The organism is Rhizobacter sp. P5_C2 (assembly GCF_054049715.1).
On sequence record NZ_JBFULV010000007.1, the window covers coordinates 38,577 to 56,521 of the forward strand.

The following is a 17,945-nucleotide window of genomic DNA, read 5'->3' on the forward strand; positions in this document are numbered from 1 at the left end:
TCGCTGCAAGCGAGGCCCTGCCATGTCCAACACCTTCTCCATCGGCCTGTCCGGCCTGAACGCTGCCCAGCTCCGGCTCGACAGCGCTGCCCACAACATTGCCAACACGCAGACGCCGGGGTTCCGGCGCCAGCAGGTCGTGCTGCAGCCCCAGCCCGATGGGGGCGTGCAGGCCGACATCGCGGCGCCAGCGCAATCCGGGGGCTCGCTGGAAGCCGACGTCGTCGACCAGATGTCCGCCGCCTACAGCTACAAGGCGAACCTGCGCACCCTGCAGGTGCAGGACGAGGTGCTGGGGTCATTGTTGGACGCTACGGCGTAACGTGACGACATATTTCTCCAGTCTCCCTTTTCGTTTCTTAACGTCAACCAATCGTCAATATCTCCCGTTGTGGACACAAGCCGGGCGACAGCCGGGCCAGCTTCAGGGAGTCGGGCAGAACGACTTCCACTCCATTCGGGATACCACCATGACCAAGTCTCTGATCGTTGCCGCCGTCCTGTCCGCTTTCGCCGTGGGCTCGTTCGCTCAAGCCGCCGCTTCGGCCGATGCCGCTTCGGCACCCGCCAAGAAGGCCGCCCACAAGAAGCACCACAAGGCTGACAAGAAGGCCGAAGCCGCTGCACCGGCTGCTTCCGCCGCCAAGTAATCAGGCCCGGCCTGAACGAAGAAGCCGGGCTTGCCCGGCTTTTTTCGCCTGGCCATCCACGTTTTCCGTTGAACGGGGTGTTGGCAGGTCGCGGCGACCTAGTCTGGTCTCGAGGCTTGTCAGGCAATGCCTGCAGTCCCTGTCGGATGGACCCGCCAGGCTGACACGGGGATTGGAGTTTTTCTGACCCCCTGCAACGAGGGGCCCCGACAGCGGAGTCGACAGGCAGCGCCTAATCTTCATCCATCGAGTTTGGGCTTATTGAGGTCGACGACCGATCCCAGGCAAGGTTCTCCACGGAGGCTGACATGAGCTCTACTTCGCAAATCGCCCGCTACGAAATCCGGTTCCAATCGCTGTTCAACGAAGGCCGTGCGCTGGCCTTTCCGTGCGATGCCGACGGGCATGTGCAGATGGACGCTCTCAGCGACCGGGCCCGCACCAACTACCTGTATGCCCGTGCCGTCGTGGGTCGCGAGTACGCGACGCCCGCGGTGATGCGCAGCGACCTTCACTGAAGTTCGCCGCGCGGCGCGGGCCACCGCCGCGCACTGCGAGCCTACTTGCCGGCGATGCCGAGCAACTCCACCTCGAATTGCAAGGTGGCATTCGGCGGAATGACACCCCCCGCGCCAGCCTCCCCGTAGGCGATGGCCGGCGGACACACCAGCAGCGCCTTGCCGCCCACCTTCATGCGCTGCACGCCTTCCGTCCAGCACTTGATCACCCGGTTCAACGGGAACTCGGCCGGCTCCTTGCGGGCGTAAGAGCTGTCGAACTCCTTGCCGTCGGCGAAGGTGCCGCGGTAGTGGACCCGGACACGGTCCGTGGCCGCCGGGCTCGCCCCCGTTCCCTCCTTCAATGAGCGATACACGAGGCCGCTGGGCGTGACCAGTGCGCCTTTCTGCTTCGCCGCGCTGGCGGCGAGGTCGGCCTGCGCGCAGGCGGACAGGCTGATCAGGCAGGCCGCAAGGCCGATCCATGGTGTCTTCAAACCGTGACTCCCGAGGTCAATGAGGGACGACCATCATCGCCGAAAGGCGCGACGAGTCCGGAACCTCGCTGCACTGCGACGCACTTGGAACACAGGCTTACGACTGGTGTTGGGTCGTGTCTTATTCGGAGGACGTGCAGAGAGTCCCTCTCTATAGGGTGGGTACGTGGCGATGTGCCACGCCACACAGGCGGTATCTCAACTGCCTGTTCCTATCATGACGACAAGCACCCTTACCTTCAGCGTTTCACTCGCCGCGACGGCTGCTGACCTGCGTGATGTTTGCGGCGTCCGGGCTCACGCCTATGGCCACCATGTGCCTCAGATGCAGCAAACCCTGGCCGAGCCCGATGCCACGGACGGCCAGCGCGGCACCGCGATCCTGCTGTGTCGCGACAAGGCCACCGGCGCGGCCACCGGGACCACCCGCATCCAGCGCAACGTCGCGGTACCGCTGTTGCTGGAAGGCAGCGTGATCCTGCCAAGGTGGCTGGCCGACGAGCCTCGCGCCGAACTCACCCGGCTGGCCGTGACGCCCGGCGCCGATCCGCAGACCCGGCTGATGCTGATGAAGGCCGCCTACCTGTACTGCCTGGCGAGCCAGGTGCGCTGGATGGTGATCGGTGCGCGCAGCAATGCGCTGATCAGGATCTACCAGGGGCTGGGCTTCACCGATGTGCTGGGGCCTGACGATCGTGTGCCGCTGGTGCACGCCGGCAACCTGCCGCACCGCATCCTGGCCTTCGACGTCGTGGCCGCCGAGCGGACCTGGCTGGCCTCGGGCCATGGGCTGTATCCGTTCATGATCGAGACCTTCCACCCGGACGTGCACCTGTTCCCGAGAGAATCCATGCCGCCTCTTCACGGTGAGGTTCGTCAGGCAGCATGACATCCGATGAGGGCAGCGCGCCGCCCCATTGCGCCAGGACCTGCATCAATTCCTGGCGGTTGAAGGGCTTGGCGAGCAGGTCGTCCATGCCGGCATCGGCGCAGGCGCGCCGGTCCTCGTCGGTCGAAGTCGCCGTGATCGCGATGATCGGAACCCGGGTCAGGCCCAGCGTCTGCTCCTGCGCCCGGATTTCGCGGGTGGCGGTCTGCCCGTCCATCGTCGGCATCTGGCAGTCCATCAGCACGAGGTCGGGTCGCTGCGATTCGCGCAGCGCCCGCCCGACGGCATCGTGCCCATTGCCAACGCGCTCGTGGGCCAGTCCTTGCTGTTTGAGGTAGGCGCAGACGATCAGCGCGGAAACGTCGTCGTCCTCGGCGACCAGCACCCGCCGCAGATCGATGACCGGCGTTGCTGGCGCCGCGCCGTCTGCCGCCTCGTCGGGTGCGGCGGCGGCTGGAAGCTGGGCGCTGAACAGGAACTGCGAGCCGACACCGGTCTTGCTGTGCACTCTGAGCGAGCCGCCCATCGCTTCGGCCAGCTCGCGGGCGATGAGGAGGCCCAGGCCGCCATGGTTGCGCGAAGCGGGACTGACCTCGGAGTCCGGCGCCGAGGGCACCTCGAACAGGCGGTCCTGGTCGGCCGGCGCGATRCCGGGGCCGGTGTCGATCACTTCGACCTCGACCATGTCGGGCGTGCTTCCGCGCCTCAGGTTGATTTCCACCCGGCCCTTCTCGGTGAACTTGATGGCGTTGCCCAGCAGGTTGTGCAGCACCTGCCTGAACCGCGCGGCGTCACCCACCACCCAGCTCGGGCGTGGAAACGCATGCGTCATCAGGAAGTCGAGGCCCTTGTCGGTGGCGCGCAGCGCGAACACGTCGGCCACCAGCCCGGCCTGCGTGACGATGTCGAACACTTCGTGCCGGATCGGGAAATGGCCCGTCTCGATGCGCGAGACGTCGATCAGGTCGTTGATCAGCCGCAGCAGGTGGGTGCCCGATGACTCGATCAACTCCAGGCGATGCTGCACGGCCGGCTCGGCCGCCTCGAGGTGAAGCAGCCGCGCGACACCCAGGATGCCGTGCAGCGGCGTGCGCAGCTCATGGCTGATGTTGGCCAGGAACTGGGTCTTGACCTCGATCTGGCGTTGCGCGAGCTCGAGCGCGGCCGCTTTCTCGCGGGCCAGCGCCTGGGCCTCGAGCCGCAGCAGGATGCTGGCGGTGAGCCGTTGCTCGGCCCCGCGTGCCGTGAGCAGCTGCAGCCCCAGCATCATCATCAGCCCGAGGCTGCCGACCACGCCGACCTGGTCGGCCCGCAGCGCCAGCCCGAGTGCGGTCGGCACCATGATCGGCCCCACATAAGCTGCCGTGGCCAGCAGCCGCGCCTGCAGGCCGAACGTGGCCACGCAGGTCACGCAGGCCAGCGCCGCTGCGACGAAGGACGACACCTGCACCGGCTGGTGCATCAACCACAGGCCGGCCAGGCCCCAGATCGCACCGTCGAGGGCGAGCAACCCGTAGGTCAGTTGACGCCAGCGACGGGTGGCCGGCAGGCCGGCGCGCGCATGCTTGTGGGCCGAGAAGATCCGCAACGCCGACACGGCCAGCTTGGCGACCATCCATCCGCGTACCCAGTCGACCGGGGTCGAGCCCGACCAGTAGATCGCCAGCAGCACCGCGAACGCGGTCGCCAGCAGCGTGCCGGCCCGCGTGTGGAGCAGCACCATGCGCAGCAATTCGGCCGCGACGTGCTCCGCGTGGGCGGCGTCCAGCGGCGGGATCGGCCTGGCCTCGCCGGGAGTGCCCAGGCCCGGGGCGTCGGCCGACATGCGATGTGGTGCCATGGGTTGTCTCCCTCGGCACGCAGTATGCGGCTGGGGCCGGCCGGTCGGCAGTCCGCCGTGCGCCGGCGCCGCCCGGTCGCTTCATTTCTGGACATACGTACACTCGTGGATTGCCTGTCCATCCCGATCCGATGACCATCCTGCTTGCCCCGATGGAAGGGTTGCTCGACTTCACGCTGCGTGACGTGCTCACGCGCGTCGGCGGCATCGACCGTTGCGTCTCCGAGTTCATCCGCGTCACCGGCACCTTGTTGCCGGAGCGTGTCTTCCTGCGCATCGTTCCGGAGCTGCGCCACGGCGGGTGCACGCCGAGCGGCGTGCCGGTCAGCGCGCAACTGCTCGGCTCCGATCCGGTTTGCCTGGCCGAGAACGCCGCGCGTCTGGCTTCACTGGGCCCGGCTGGCATCGATCTCAACTTCGGGTGCCCCGCGAAGATCGTGAACCGGCATGGGGGTGGGGCCGCGCTGCTGCAGGACCCGGAGCTGCTGGGGCGCATCGTCGCGGCGGTGCGGCGTGCGGTGCCGATGGCGATGCCGGTGACGGCCAAGATGCGCCTCGGCTTCGACGACGACCTGCGGGCCGTGGAGTGCGCGCAGGCCATCGCAGGCGCCGGCGCGGCCGAACTGGTCGTGCATGCCCGCACCAAGGCGCACGGCTACCGGCCGCCGGCCTACTGGGAGCGGGTGCATGCCGTGCGCGAAGCCGTGGCCATTCCGGTGATCGCGAACGGCGAGGTCTGGACGGTGGGTGATGCGCAGCGCTGCCGCGAGGTGTCGGGCTGCGATGCGCTGATGATCGGCCGCGGCATGGTGGCGGACCCGGGCCTGGCGCGCGCGATCGCCCGGCCAGGCACGTCGCTCGGCTGGGTGCAACTGCTGCCGCTGATGATGCATTTCTGGCAACTGGTGTGCGGACATGTCGAGCCGCGCCACCGTGCCGGTCGGCTCAAGCAGTGGTTGAACTACCTGCGCCGTCGCCATCCCGAGGCTGAAGAGGCCTACCAGACGGTGCGCACCGTCAACGACCCGCAGCTGCTCGAGTTGCATCTGCAACAGTGGTGCACTGCGAGTCACACACAAGCATACGAGCGACATCCGGCGCTTGCAGACCTGCACGCATAATCGTCCGACCCATTTCAAGGATCCTGACCCGTGAAAAGCCCGACCCGTGCCCTGTTGATCGCCGCCCTCGTGCTTCCGCTGCTGCATGCCTGTGGCGGCAACAGCGATGAGGACCAGGGGTCCGTGCGCCTGATCAATGCCACCACCGATTTTGCGCTGCTCGACGCCTCCCGCGACGACGACGGCATGGTCTACGGCGTGGCTGCCGGGACCAGCAGCGGTTACGCCCACCTCGACAAAGACAGCTACACCTTCAAGATCGCGCAGAGCGGTTCCGGCACCGTAGCGGCCAGTGTCGGAGGCTCGGTGTCGGCGGGCTCCCACTACGCGCTGCTGGCCTATGCAAGCGGCGCGTCACTGCAGGTCAGCTACCTGACGGAAGATGAAGGCGAGCCGAATTCGGGCCAGGCCAAGCTGCGCTTCATGAACGCCGCCGGCCTCGAAGCCGGCAATCTCGATGTGTATGTCGGCCATGTCGCATGCAATGCACTGGGCGCCACCGCCATTGCCGCTGCCAGTGGGCTGTCGACCTCGACCTCGGCGACGGCACCGACCGGCTATACCGCGTTCGGTGCCGGGTCGTACCACGTGTGCGTGACCGCTGCCGGCGGCAAGAACGACGTGAGGCTCGACATCCCGGCACTGACGCTCGGCGACAAGCAGATCGCCACGCTCGTGCTGACCCGCAGCAGCGGCGGCATGCTGGTGAACGGACTGGTCGTCACCCAGCAGGGGGCCGTGACCCCGAGCGCCAACCTGTCGACCCGTGTGCGTGTGGTCGCCAACACCCTGGTGTCGACCGACATGGTCAACGTTGCGGTCAACGGCACGACCGTTGCCAGCAACTCTTCGCCGGGCACGGTCGGTGGCTACCGTCTGGTGACGGCCGGCGCCCTGGCCGTCACGGTCAACGGTGCGGCCGTGAACGTCGGTGCCGCGACCGCACCGTCGGGCGGCGACCTGACCCTGCTCGTGACCGGCGACGTGAACTCGCCCCAGGTCTCGGTGATCACCGACGACAACACGCCGTCGACCAGTGTGTCGGAGCCGGTCAAGCTGCGACTGGTCAACGGCGTCAACGGGTTGACCGGCAGCGCGAACGCGACGCTCGACAGCGAGGTGATCGGCGACGACGTCGCATTCGGCACGGCTTCGTTGCCGGCCACGGTGGCCGCCAGCGCCGGGCTGGCCGACCTCGCCGCCAGCAACGGCGCGAGCCTGCTGTGGCAGCTGAAGGACCAGACCCTGTTGAGCGGGAAGGTGTACACCATCTTCCTGCTGGGCAACACCACGACGGTGGGCGCCGCGAGCACACTGCGCAACGATCGCTGAGGCGCCGCGTTCAGGGTTTCCCCCTCGGAGCCCATCGGCTTCAGGGGGATGTTTCGAGAGTCGTGACGGGTATAGTCGTCCGCATCCGGAGGTGCGGCGATGTTGTTGCAGCGCGCGTTCAGGGCCATCGATGTTCTGATGGTCGAAGACAATCCGGGCGATGTCCGCCTGACGCGCGAAGCGCTGCGCCGCACCGGACATGACCTGCGCCTGCACCATGCCGAGGACGGCCTCTGTGCGATGCAGTTCCTGCACCGCGACGCCCCTTACGAAGCGGCACCCCGGCCCGACCTCATCCTGCTCGACCTGAACCTGCCCCTGATGGGCGGTCGCGATGTCCTCGCGGCCATCAAGTCCGACGCATCGTTGCGGTCGATCCCGGTGATCGTGCTGAGCACGTCGCAGTCGGACGACGACGTCTCCCACGCCTACGACCTGCAGGCGAACTGCTTCATCAGCAAGCCGGCCGACCTGCACGAGTTCAACCAGGTCATTCGCAATATCGAGCGCTTCTGGCTGCAGACGGTGAGCCTGGTCGGGCGGGGGAGCGCGGCGTGAACGGGCTGCGCCGCGTGTTGCTGATCGAGGACAGCGCCGGCGATGCGCGCTTGATCAGGCACATGCTCTCGCAGTCGCGTACCGACGAGTTCACGCTGACGTGGTGCGAAAGCCTGGATGCCGGCGTGCAGTCGCTGGCGGAGCAGCACTTCGACGTGCTGCTGCTCGATCTCGGCCTCCCAGGCACCTGGGGTCTCGACACGATGCGCCAGTTGCTGGCGCAGCCGGTGAAGGTGCCGGCGCTGGTGGTGATGAGCGGACTCACCGACGAGGCGGTCGCGCTGGAGGCGATCCAGTCCGGCGCCCAGGACTACCTCGTCAAGGGCGAGGTCACCGCCGACCTGCTGTCGCGGGCGATCCGCTATGCGATCGGCCGGCGCCAGGCCGAGGAACTGGTGCAGGCCCACACCGCCGAACTGGTGGTCGCCCGCGATCGCGCGGAAGTGGCCAACCGGGCCAAGAGCGCGTTCCTCGCGGCGATGAGCCACGACCTGCGGACCCCGCTGAATGGCGTGCTGGGCTTTGCGCAGCTGCTGCAGCGCGACAAGAACCTGACCCAGCGGCAGCAGGCGGGCGTGAACGCCATCCGCCAGAGCGGCGAACACCTGCTGACCCTGATCAACGACATCCTCGACCTGGCGAAGATCGAGGCCGGCAAGTTCGAGCTGTGCCCGGCGGTGTTCGATCTCCCTCGCTACCTCGACGGCCTGGTCGAGCTGATGGGGGTCCGGGCGAGGCAGAAGCCTGCCTTGCAACTGGGGGCCGACCTGTCGGCCGGCCTTCCGGCGACGCTGCGCGCAGACGAGAAGCGCCTGCGGCAGGTGCTGCTGAACCTGCTCGACAACGCCGTCAAGTTCACCGAGCGCGGTGCGGTGACGCTGCGGGTGGGGCCGAGCGGGCCGCACGCGCTGCGCTTCGAAGTGCAGGACACCGGCTCCGGCATGGATACAGCGCAGCTGTCACGGCTGTTCCAGCCGTTCGAGCAGGTGGGAGGGCTCGAAGATCGCAATCGCGGCACCGGCCTGGGTCTCGCCATCAGCCGGCAGTTCGTGCGCCTGATGGGCAGCGAGATCCACGTGCAGAGCGCCAAGGGCGAAGGCACGCGATTCTGGTTCGACCTGGTGCTGGACGCTGCAGCGGATGAAGGAACGCCTGCGCCCGAATCGGACCGCGGCAGCGTGACGGGCTATGCCGGGCCGCGCCGCAAGATCATGGTGGTGGACGACGTGGCGACCAACCGCGCCTTGCTGCTCGACATGCTGGACAGCCTCGGCTTCGAACTGTGCGAGGCCGGCGGCGGCGCAGAGGCCTTGTCGCAGCTGGACAGCAGCATGCCGGACCTGATCCTGCTCGACATCCTGATGCCCCATGTCGGCGGCCTTGAAACCCTGGAGCGCCTGCGCGGGAGGCGAACTCAGGTGCCGGTGATCGCGATTTCGGCGAGCGCGTCGATCGATGACAAGGAGCGGAGCCTGTCGGCCGGCGCCAATGCGTTCCTGACGAAGCCGATCAACTTGCAAGCCCTGATCGACCAGATGGGCGCGCTGCTGAACCTGGCGTGGATTCAGGAGGCCAACGCGGCACCATCGGTGTAGAACCCGGGCACATCTAGCGCAGGATGTTCTGCGTGCGAGCGACCGCCTCGGTCCGGTTGCGAACGTTCATCACCTTGAAGATGCGCGACAGGTAGTTGCGCACCGTGTTTGGTGAAATGTTCAGCTCGGTCGAGATGCGCTTGTTGGGCATCCCCTGGCAGACGCATTTCAGAACGGCCGCTTCGCGGGGTGCGAGGTCGTAGGCGGCGGCAAGATTCTCTTCGGCGTAGGTCTGCTCGCTCGCCTCGATCTCCGAGGTGCCGGCGACGTGCGTCATCTCGTCCTCGGTCGGCATGTACTTGTTGCCGCCCAGCAGGGACGTCACCGCCTGCAGGATGTCGACGGCCGATCGCGACTTGGGAATGAAGCCCGAGACGCCCACGGCCACGGCGCTCGACACGAAGCGGCGGGTGGTGTGCGTCGAGAACACCGCGATCGGCGGGCACGCCGGCAGCCTTCGCAGGAACACGACGCCGTTCAGGCTGGGGCCGATGGGTGACGAGATGCCGAGCAGCACCAGGTCGACGGTTTCGTTCGAAAGGATGTTGCGTGCCGTCTGGAAATCGCCTGCGGCCAACGTGATCACCGGCCGCTCGAGCTTGTTCAGCAACAGGCTCACGGCGTCTCTGACGATCTCGTGGTCATCGACGATCAGAATCCTTGCTATTCCACTACTGCTGGTCATACCTGCCTCGATGTTGAAAAGATGAGAGTCCGGTCCCTGGATCTGGTGTGGTGCCACCTTGCGGCGGCGCCAACTTGTGGGCTCAGGCTGCTTGAGTCCTGATGCCGATGTTGAAACTGCCATGTGCAGGCAGCATGGGTGGTTCGTGCATCTTGTCTGCACAACCTGCGCCGCTTGTCTCTGAACGCTTGTGCGATGTGCCGGTGGCTTGCTCGCGCAGCACCGACAGCAAGGTGATGGCAGGTCCGGCGCTGCGCAGCGTCGATGAGTCGTGCGACTTGCTGGCTTGCCGCGCGCGAAGAATGTCTTCACGGCGTCGGGCCAACGCGAGTTCGCTTTGCAGCAGATCGATCTGGCTGTTCGCGTGCTGGAGGAATTCGCTGGTGGCGGCGCGCTGGGCGTCGAACTGGCGCCTCAGCAAGGACAGCCGCCGATCGAAGCACCGGCTTRCCTGCCACCACACGGCGATCAGTGTGGGCAGGAGCAGCAATGTCGCGGGCAGCAGCGTCGGCATGCTGGTCAAGGGGTTCGGAGAAAAATCCATGGTCTTTCCCGTTCGGTGAGACGGTCGCTGGGGTTCAGTGACCTGTCAGGTTGCTGTCTTGGGTGCCGTCATGATCTCGATTGCAGCTGCGTTTGGATATGGACGAATGCCGCGTCTGCCGCAGGTCAAAGTCAACAAATGCCAACTGCCATCGGTCACTGAAAATGCACAAGGATCAGGTTGAACTATCGATCGATTTGACCGCGAGCTCGATGAGCCCTTTGTCAACAATTGACAAGTGACCGGTGTCGTTTTGGCTGGGGCGGCGCGGCCGCTCGCGGCGGGCGTCTCAGCTGTCGGCGCGCATCGCGCCACGCACCAGCTGCAGCGCCGCCTTGGACTGGAACTGCTCTGCCAGCCGCTGCAGGCGCAACGCGAAGGAGCGGCACGACGGCGAGCTGGCCGCCAGCTCGGCGGCCTGCGTGGCGAGATCCTGCATGTTGCCGAACTGGGCCAGCTGCAGCAGCAGCTCGAGCTGCGCGCGATCGGGCACCTGGTCGGTTGCCGCATCGCCGGTCACCTCTTCCGGCAAGGCACGCTGCGCGGAGTCCGTTTCCAGCCACTCCAGCTGCAGCAGGCGGCCGATCGAGTTGATCAGCGCCGTCAGCGTGAACGGCTTGGGCAGGAAGGCATCGGCGCCGACATCCAGCGTGTGCTGATGGTCCGAGGCCGAGGCACTCGCCGAGATCGCGATGATGCGCACGTCGCGCAGCATCGGCATTTCGCGGATGCGCCGGGTGGTCTCGAAACCGTCCATCACCGGCATCACGCTGTCCATCAGGATGAGGTCGGGCCGGTGTTCCAGCGCGACCTGCAGGCCGGCGGAGCCGTCCGGCGCTTCGAGCATCTCGAACCCCTTGGCGCTCAGGAACGTGATCAGCGGCCGGCGGTTGGCTTCGGTGTCGTCGATGACCAGCAGCTTGCGCGGCGGGCCGCGATAGCCGGCGATGGTCTGCGCCAGGCGGTCGGTGGCGGCCGTCGTCGTGAGGGCGGTCTGTTCGAGCGGCAGGTCGAGTTCGAAGCAGAAATGGCTGCCGTGCCCGACCCGGCTGCTGACGATGATGTCGCTGCCCATCAGGGCCACCAGCTGGCGGCTGATCGCGAGACCCAGCCCGGTGCCGCCGAAGCGGCGCTGCACGTCGGCGGCCTGCTCGAAGGGCCGGAAGATGGCGCCGAGCTTGTCCGGGTCGATGCCGATGCCGGTGTCGTGGACCTCGAAGCGCAGCCGAACCTCGCGCGTGCTGCGATGCGCCTCGTGGATCACCAGCCCGACTTCGCCGGCCTCGGTGAACTTGACCGCATTGCTGAGCAGGTTCAGCAGGATCTGGCGCAGCCGCGTGCTGTCGACGGAGACGGCGAGGCTGTCGCTGCTGTGGTCCTCGAAGCGGAACGTCAACTCCTTTTCCTGGACCCGGATCCGGATGATGTCGGTGATGGCGCCGAGGAAGGTCTTCAGCATCACCGGCTCGGGAAAGAGTTCGAGGCGGCCGGCTTCGATGCGCGAGAGGTCGAGCAGGTCGTTGATCAGCAGCAGCAGGTGCTCCGCGCTCTGCTGGATGGTGCGCACGCCCTGCAGCTGCTCCTTGTCGAGCCGCGGATCGATCTGGAACAGCTGCGCGTAGCTCATGATCGCGTTCAGCGGCGTGCGCAGTTCGTGGCTCATGTTGGCCAGGAAACTGCTCTTGGCCCGGTTGGCCACCTCGGCCGATTCCTTGGCGGAGCGCAGCTCGGCGGTGCGCTCGCGCACCGTGAGCTCGAGGTTGGTCTGGTTGAGCTGCAGCTGCCCCAGCATCGCGTTGAATTGATCGACGAGTTCGCCCAGCTCGTCGCGGCTGCGCCGCAGCACGCGGCGCGGCGGCAGGCCCTGGTGGATGTCGCGCGCCACGCGCGCCAGGTCCTCGATCTGCGAGAGGCTCGCATGCAGCAGCACGGTCGCGAAGATCAGCCCGATCGCGAGCGAGGCGCCGAGCGCGCTGAGCAGCGGCAGCGACTGCCGCTGCCACTGCGACGCGGCCGTCGGTGCGACGCCGAACAGGCGCAGCTCGCCGGTGCGCACGCCGTCCAGCATGACATCCAGCGAGACGGTCAGCGCCATGCCGTCGGCATCGGGCAGCGGCTGCGATGCCGCATACGAGGCGAACAGGCGCCCGCGTGCGTCGTAGAGATCGGCGCGGTGGGCGGCGGTCTGGCCGCGCAGCGCCGACAGCGTCTCGCTGGCCGCCGCCGCGTTGCCGAACGCCAGCGCCGCGGCCGTGCCTTCGGCCATCACCGCGGCCAGCGCCTGCATCTGCAGGCGCGCCGCCAGCTGCTGTTCGGCGATCTGCCGCCCGACCTGCCAGCTGCCGAGCGCCAGCAGCCCGCAGGAGAGGCTCACCGCGAGCACCAGCACCGTCTTGCGGCGCAGCGGCACGTGCTGGCGGCCGAACCAGCGCGTGGCCTGGACGAGCCAGTGTCTCGAGGTGATACGCAGTCGTTGCATCACGGCGTCTTGTCTTGGTTGACGGAGCGGGCGAGCCGCAGCAGTTGCGGCGACAGCACCAGCCGGGCGCGCTCGGCCTGCGCCAGGTTGATGTCGAACTGCATGCGCTGGTCGCCCGTGAACAGCCGGATCGTTCCGCCGCTGTTCAGGAACAGCGGGTCGTCGCCGACGGTCAGCACCGGCAGCGACGCGACGGACTGCAGCAGCCCGCTGCGGTTCTCCGTCGTGCCCGACAGGTACAGCAGGTCGCAGCGCGAGACGTCGGCCGCACCGGGGACGATGCGGCGCAGCCGCACGGGCCGGCCGCGCACCAGCGTGTTGTCGGCCGTGGCGAACGCCTCGTACAGCGAATCGCCGGCCGACACGCAGAGCCGGAACGAATCGGTGGGAGCGCCTTCAGGCCAGCCGGTGTAGCGCGCGAAGTTCAGTGTGAAGGCCACCCGGATCACGTCGATGCGGGCGGCGTCGACCTGGGCCGTCGCGCCGCCCAGCGGCAGGCAGCACAGCACGGCGATCAAGCCGCGCCGCAGGGCCTGCGCCGTGGCGTCGAAGAGGGTGGCGTGGTTCAGCGGGCGTCCCGGCAAGGCGGCATCGAGGGCCATCGGAGGGGGCCATCTTGCCATGGGGAAGCCCGCCTCGCCGGGTCCGGCGCCTCACGGCTGGACCAGACCGCCGGCGTGCGGCGAGATCGTGAAATGGAAGGTCGTTCCTTCGCCGGGCAGCGAGCTCACCCAGATGCGCCCGCCGTGGCGCTCGACGATCTTCTTGCACAGCGTGAGCCCGATGCCGGTGCCGTCGTAGCGCGAGCGGCTGTGCAGCCGCTGGAACAGCACGAAGACCCGCTCGAAGTGGGCCGGCGCGATGCCGATGCCGTCGTCGCTGACGGTGAAATGCCAGTCGTCGCCGTCCTGCCGCACGCCCACGTGCACCTTCGGGCCCGGACCGCTGCGGAACTTGATCGCATTGCCGATCAGGTTCTGGAACAACTGCACCAGCTGCGTCTGGTCGGCCGCCACCAGCGGCAGTTCGTCGTGCGTCACGACCGCCTGGCTCTCCTGGACGGCGACGTGCAGGTTGCGCAGCGCCAGCTCGAGCACCTCGGCGCACGGCGTCTGCTGCAGCGGCCGCTCCTTGCTGACGAGGCGCGAATAGTGCAGCAGGTCGTTGATGAGCTTCTGCAGCCGTTTCGCGCCGTCCACCGCATAGCCGATGAACTCGCGGCCGTCGTCGTCGAGCCGGTCCTGGTAGCGCTCCTCGACCAGCTGCAGGTAGCTCGCGATCATCCGCAACGGCTCCTGCAGGTCGTGCGAGGCCACGTATGCCAGCTGCTCCAGCTCGGTGTTCGAGCGCCGCAACGCGGCCTGCGTGCGCTCGTGCGCCGCGATCTCCTCGCGCAGGCTGGCGTTGCGCGCCTCGACGCGGCGCTGCAGCTGGTGCAAGGTCAGGTGCAGCCGCATGCGGGCGATGACTTCCGCGACATCGAGCGGCTTGGTCACGTAGTCGACCGCGCCGACCGAGAAGCCGGTGAGCTTGTCGGGCGTTTCGGCCAGCGCCGTCATGAAGATCACCGGGATGTGGCTCGACGCCGGGGCGGCCTTCAGCCGGCGGCAGGTCTCGAAGCCGTCCAGCCCCGGCATCATCACGTCGAGCAGGATCAGGTCGGGGTGGACCAGCGCGGCGCGCTCGATCGCGTCCTCGCCGTCCTGGGCGACGGCGACACGGTAGCCGTGGTGCGTCAGGAAGCGCGCGGCGGCCTCCAGGTTCGCCGGCAGGTCGTCGACCACCAGGATGGTCTGCGCCGCGCCGGGCGGTGCGTCGTCCGCATCGTGCGGCGGTGTCTGGGGCAGCGGCGTCTCTTGCAATGTCATGGCGCTCACGGTGTGGCTCCTGCGGTGGCATCGGCGACGCGGGCATCGTCGATGCGGAAGGTTTCGACATGCGAGCGCAGTGCGTCCGACGAGGCGCGCAGCGAGCGCACCGCCTCGGCCGTCCGGTCGATCCGGTCGGTGCTCTGCTGCGCACCTTGTTCCAGCGACACCAGTGCGGCGTCGACGTTGCCGATGCAGCGGTTCTGCTCGTCGGCGGCGTTCGAGATCGAGCCGAGCAGCCCGGTCAGCTGCTGCGCATTGGCGACCAGCTCGTTCATCTTCAGGCTCGCATCGCTGCTGATGCGCGTGCTGCTCTCGACCCGTTGCACGTTGGTGTCGATCAGGCCGCGGATCTCGCGCGCGGCCGACGCCGAGCGATCGGCCAGCGTGCGCACCTCGGCCGCCACCACCGCGAAGCCTTTGCCGGCGTGGCCCGCGCGGGCCGCCTCGACGGCTGCGTTCAGCGCCAGCAGGTTGGTCTGGAAGGCGATCGTGTCGACGACCCGCGTCACGTCGGCGATCGTGGTCGACAGCTCGCGCAGCTTGGTCATCGTCTGCACCTGGCTGCGCACCGCATGCTGGCCGGCGTGCGCGGCCTGTACGTTCGCGTCGCACAGGCGGGCCGCCATGTCGACCACCGTGCGGGTGTGCCCCGCGGCGTGCGAGATGCGCTGAATCGCGGTGGCGCACTGCTGCATGTGGCCGCGCGAGGCCTCGTTGCCGGCCACCAGCTGGCGGGCGTGGCCGTCCAGGCTCGCGCTCGCGTCGAGCACCTGGCCGCTCACCTGGCGCACGTCGCCGACGATGCCGGAGAACGACTGCTGCAGCGCCTTCGCCGCGACGATCAGCCGGGCCGCCTCGTCACGCCCCCAGGCCGTCGGCGAGCCGGTCAGGTCGCCGTGCTGCATGCGCGCCATGTGGCGCGCCACCACCTCGAGTCCGCCCTGCGTGGCCTGGCGGAACGACCAGAACAGGTAGGCGGCGAGCAGCAGGCTGCCCGCCAGCATCGAGACCACGGTGTTGCGGCGCACACCCGTGTCGTGCAGCCGCTGCTGGAGCAGCCGCTCGGTGGCAGACAGCGCCTGCCTGTTCAGCGTCCAGTAGCCCTCGAACGCGCGCGTGCCGGCCGCCTTGAAGCGGGCCGCGTCGCCCTTGACGGCGCTGCCCAGCAGGTAGCGGCGCGAGAGCCCGCGCAGCTCGGCAGCGGCCGGGATGCCCTTGTCGAGCCCGAGCTCGGCGCGCAGCGGCTCGCTCAGCTTGAAGGCCTTGTCGAGGTGATCGGACACCTGGGCCTCCAGGTATTCCATCACCGGCAGCGCATCGGACAGCAACCGTTGCTGCGGCGCGGAAATCTCGCCGACCGCCAGGACCTGCTCGCCCAGCGACAAGGCCTGCCCGATCCGGTCGGCCAGCTCGGGAACGGCGGCCACGGCGCCGGCCACGATCCGGCCGGTCGTCAGGTCGGGGTCCTGCGACAGGCTGGACTGCTCCATCACCACCCGCACCAGCGCCTGCTGGTCGGCGACCAGCTGCGTATAGCGTTCGTACAGTTCGGTCGCGTCCGCCCCGCGCGGCGGTGCGGCCGGCAAGTCCGCCGCCACGGCCTGGAACGGCGCGGCCGCGTCGAAGACCTCGCCCATCGACCGGTGCGTGGCCTGCAGCCGTCCGTGGAGCTGCCGATAGTCCGCCTGGTCCTTCGGCCAGCTGCTCGCGGCATCGAGCCCGGCCGCCTGCATCGCGCGCTGGCGCTGGGCCTGCGTGAAGCGCACCAGCGGCAGCGCATCCTGCAGGTAGCGCAGGCCTTGCAGCTCGCGCTCGGTGGCGACCAACGCGGCCGCCATGTCACGCAGGTAGACGGTGCCGAGCATCGTGATCGGCACCATGAACACTGCCGAGATCATCAAGGCCTTGGCGTTGAAGGACAGATGGCGGAACAGGCGGACCCCGGGCGCCCAGATGCCGTGGTAACGGAAGAACTCCCACGGCCCGCCGGGCGGCCCGGCGTTCCTCGACACGGCGCGCTGCTCGGCAGGGCGGACGGACGCTGGCAGGCCGTCGGCGGTGGCGGGTGTCGCGGATGACATGGGTTACTGCTTCCTGTTCCAGAGGGTCACGTGTCGGAACGTTATGTCTCCGACTGTTGACAAATATCGCCGCCCCGAGCGTTTTGGTGAACGCTTCATTTGTCAACGAATGACAACTGATGGAACCGCAGCCGCCCTGGCCGGCCAGTTGGCAGTTGTTGACAAAGCAGGGGTCCGTTTGACGCGCACGGCGACGAAAACCGGTTCACATTTCCGTCGCTTGTTCTTGCTCAAAAGAAAGGAATTCACCATGAACTGGATGCGTCCGTGGGCCCTGGCCCTGTGTCTGTCGAGCCTGGGTTGGAGCGCTGCCGAGGCGGTCGACGACCCGCAGGTGGCGACGCCGCAGGACCGGCAGTGGTTGCTGCCCGACGCGCCGCCGCACCCCGGCGACAACGCGCCGACCGCCGCCCGCATCGAGCTGGGCAAGATGCTGTTCTTCGATGCCCGCCTGTCGTCGGAGCGCAACCTGTCGTGCGCTGGTTGCCACAGCCCGCTGTACGGCTGGTCGGACGGCCTGGGCACCGCCAAGGGATTCCGCAGCAAGGTGCTGGGCCGGGCGTCGCCGACCATCGTCAACAGCGGCTACAACACCATCCAGATGTGGGACGGCCGCCGCGCGACGCTCGAGCACCAGGCGATGGGGCCGATGGAGTCGATGGACGAGATGGCGATGAACCTCGACGCGCTGTTCGCCTGGCTGGCCGTCAACCCGAGCTACCAGGCCGCCTTCGCCGCGGCCTACCCGGGCGAGGCGATCGACAAGACGACGACCTCGAAGGCGATCGCGGCCTTCGAGCGCACGGTGGTCAGCAACGACTCCCCGTTCGACCGCTGGCTGCGGGGCGATCGCCACGCCATGACAGCCCGCCAGGTGAGCGGCTTCCGGCTGTTCGCCGATCCGGCCAAGGGCAATTGCGCCGCTTGCCACCAGGCGCCGAACTTCACCGACAACGGTTTCCACAACATCGGCCTCGCGTCGTGGGGTCAGGAAAACCCGGACGTCGGCCGTTTCGCGATCAAGCCGGTGGCGTCGCTGAAAGGCGCGTTCAAGACGCCGACGCTGCGCGACGTGGCGCTGACCGCGCCGTACTTCCATGACGGGTCGGCCAGGACGCTGCTCGACGTGGTGGCGCACTACAACCGCGGCGGCGAGGTTCGCACCAACCTGTCGGCGAGCGTCAAGCCGCTGTCGCTGTCGAACGACGAGATGCGCGACATCGTCTCCTTCATGGAGGCGCTGACCACGCCGGCCAAGCCGTTCACGCTGCCGACCTTGCCGGCCAACTGATGTCCAGGAGCCATT

17 protein-coding genes are annotated in these 17,945 nt (G+C 68.0%); 9 read left to right on the forward strand and 8 right to left on the reverse strand.

All coding sequences use genetic code 11. From position 1 onward, the window contains the following. Positions 1-22: 22 nt before the first annotated feature. The 3 genes from ACXJLU_RS03955 to ACXJLU_RS03965 all read left to right on the forward strand — a co-directional run bounded on the left by ACXJLU_RS03955 (position 23) and on the right by ACXJLU_RS03965 (position 1,168). Positions 23-322, forward strand: coding sequence for a flagellar basal body protein (locus tag ACXJLU_RS03955; protein WP_457329175.1), 300 nt, complete (start codon positions 23-25; stop codon positions 320-322). A 148-nt stretch (positions 323-470) separates the two neighbouring features. Continuing rightward, positions 471-650, forward strand: coding sequence for a hypothetical protein (locus tag ACXJLU_RS03960; RefSeq protein WP_073464444.1), 180 nt, complete (start codon positions 471-473; stop codon positions 648-650). A 308-nt stretch (positions 651-958) separates the two neighbouring features. Then, entirely contained in the window at positions 959-1,168 is a 210-nt protein-coding gene (locus tag ACXJLU_RS03965; protein WP_073464442.1) for a hypothetical protein, read from the forward strand. Positions 1,169-1,209: 41 nt separating this feature from the next. On the opposite strand, the gene ACXJLU_RS03970 is transcribed toward ACXJLU_RS03965, so the two are convergent. After that, positions 1,210-1,602 carry an FKBP-type peptidyl-prolyl cis-trans isomerase gene (locus ACXJLU_RS03970; RefSeq protein ID WP_457329234.1) on the reverse strand — a complete coding sequence of 131 codons (393 nt, stop codon included), beginning with the start codon at positions 1,600-1,602 and terminating at the stop codon, positions 1,210-1,212. A gap of 259 nt (positions 1,603-1,861) precedes the next feature. Here ACXJLU_RS03970 and ACXJLU_RS03975 point away from each other — a divergent pair, with 259 nt between their 5' ends. Further along, entirely contained in the window at positions 1,862-2,533 is a 672-nt protein-coding gene (locus tag ACXJLU_RS03975; protein ID WP_457329176.1) for an N-acyl amino acid synthase FeeM domain-containing protein, read from the forward strand. On the opposite strand, the gene ACXJLU_RS03980 is transcribed toward ACXJLU_RS03975, so the two are convergent. After that, a complete protein-coding gene (locus tag ACXJLU_RS03980; RefSeq protein ID WP_457329177.1) occupies positions 2,445-4,373 on the reverse strand; it encodes a response regulator in 1,929 nt (642 codons plus the stop codon). The genes ACXJLU_RS03975 and ACXJLU_RS03980 overlap by 89 nt on opposite strands. 131 nt (positions 4,374-4,504) lie before the next feature. On the opposite strand from ACXJLU_RS03980, the gene ACXJLU_RS03985 reads away from it, so the two are divergent. The 4 genes from ACXJLU_RS03985 (at position 4,505) to ACXJLU_RS04000 (ending at position 8,979) form a co-directional block, all read left to right on the forward strand. Further along, on the forward strand, positions 4,505-5,494 hold the full coding sequence (locus ACXJLU_RS03985; protein WP_457329178.1) for a tRNA dihydrouridine synthase: 990 nt from the start codon (positions 4,505-4,507) through the stop codon (positions 5,492-5,494). A gap of 30 nt (positions 5,495-5,524) precedes the next feature. Continuing rightward, positions 5,525-6,826 (forward strand): DUF4397 domain-containing protein, encoded by a 1,302-nt coding sequence (locus tag ACXJLU_RS03990; RefSeq protein ID WP_457329179.1) that lies wholly within the window; start codon positions 5,525-5,527, stop codon positions 6,824-6,826. 99 nt (positions 6,827-6,925) lie between these two features. Next, positions 6,926-7,384, forward strand: a complete 459-nt coding sequence (locus tag ACXJLU_RS03995) for a response regulator (RefSeq protein ID WP_457329180.1) — start codon at positions 6,926-6,928, stop codon at positions 7,382-7,384. After that, entirely contained in the window at positions 7,381-8,979 is a 1,599-nt protein-coding gene (locus ACXJLU_RS04000) for a response regulator (protein ID WP_457329181.1), read from the forward strand. Before ACXJLU_RS03995 ends, ACXJLU_RS04000 begins: the two co-directional genes overlap by 4 nt. A gap of 13 nt (positions 8,980-8,992) precedes the next feature. Here ACXJLU_RS04000 and ACXJLU_RS04005 read toward each other — a convergent pair whose 3' ends face one another. The 6 genes from ACXJLU_RS04005 to ACXJLU_RS04030 all read right to left on the reverse strand — a co-directional run bounded on the left by ACXJLU_RS04005 (position 8,993) and on the right by ACXJLU_RS04030 (position 16,639). Then, positions 8,993-9,664 (reverse strand): response regulator transcription factor, encoded by a 672-nt coding sequence (locus tag ACXJLU_RS04005; RefSeq protein ID WP_457329182.1) that lies wholly within the window; start codon positions 9,662-9,664, stop codon positions 8,993-8,995. Between the two features lie 82 nt (positions 9,665-9,746). After that, complete coding sequence (locus tag ACXJLU_RS04010; RefSeq protein ID WP_457329183.1) at positions 9,747-10,208, reverse strand: hypothetical protein; 462 nt, start codon at positions 10,206-10,208, stop codon at positions 9,747-9,749. 289 nt (positions 10,209-10,497) lie between these two features. Next, the gene (locus tag ACXJLU_RS04015) at positions 10,498-12,687 is read right to left on the reverse strand and encodes an ATP-binding protein (protein WP_457329184.1); all 2,190 of its coding nucleotides are present in this window, start codon (positions 12,685-12,687) and stop codon (positions 10,498-10,500) included. After that, positions 12,687-13,289: a YfiR family protein gene (locus ACXJLU_RS04020; RefSeq protein WP_457329185.1), complete on the reverse strand. Its 603-nt coding sequence runs from the start codon at positions 13,287-13,289 to the stop codon at positions 12,687-12,689. Before ACXJLU_RS04020 ends, ACXJLU_RS04015 begins: the two co-directional genes overlap by 1 nt. Before the next feature lie 51 nt (positions 13,290-13,340). Next, entirely contained in the window at positions 13,341-14,555 is a 1,215-nt protein-coding gene (locus ACXJLU_RS04025; RefSeq protein WP_457329235.1) for a sensor histidine kinase, read from the reverse strand. A gap of 5 nt (positions 14,556-14,560) precedes the next feature. Continuing rightward, entirely contained in the window at positions 14,561-16,639 is a 2,079-nt protein-coding gene (locus ACXJLU_RS04030) for a methyl-accepting chemotaxis protein (RefSeq protein WP_457329187.1), read from the reverse strand. Positions 16,640-16,889: 250 nt separating this feature from the next. Here ACXJLU_RS04030 and ACXJLU_RS04035 point away from each other — a divergent pair, with 250 nt between their 5' ends. After that, positions 16,890-17,930, forward strand: a complete 1,041-nt coding sequence (locus ACXJLU_RS04035; protein WP_457329188.1) for a cytochrome-c peroxidase — start codon at positions 16,890-16,892, stop codon at positions 17,928-17,930. Positions 17,931-17,945: the final 15 nt, after the last annotated feature.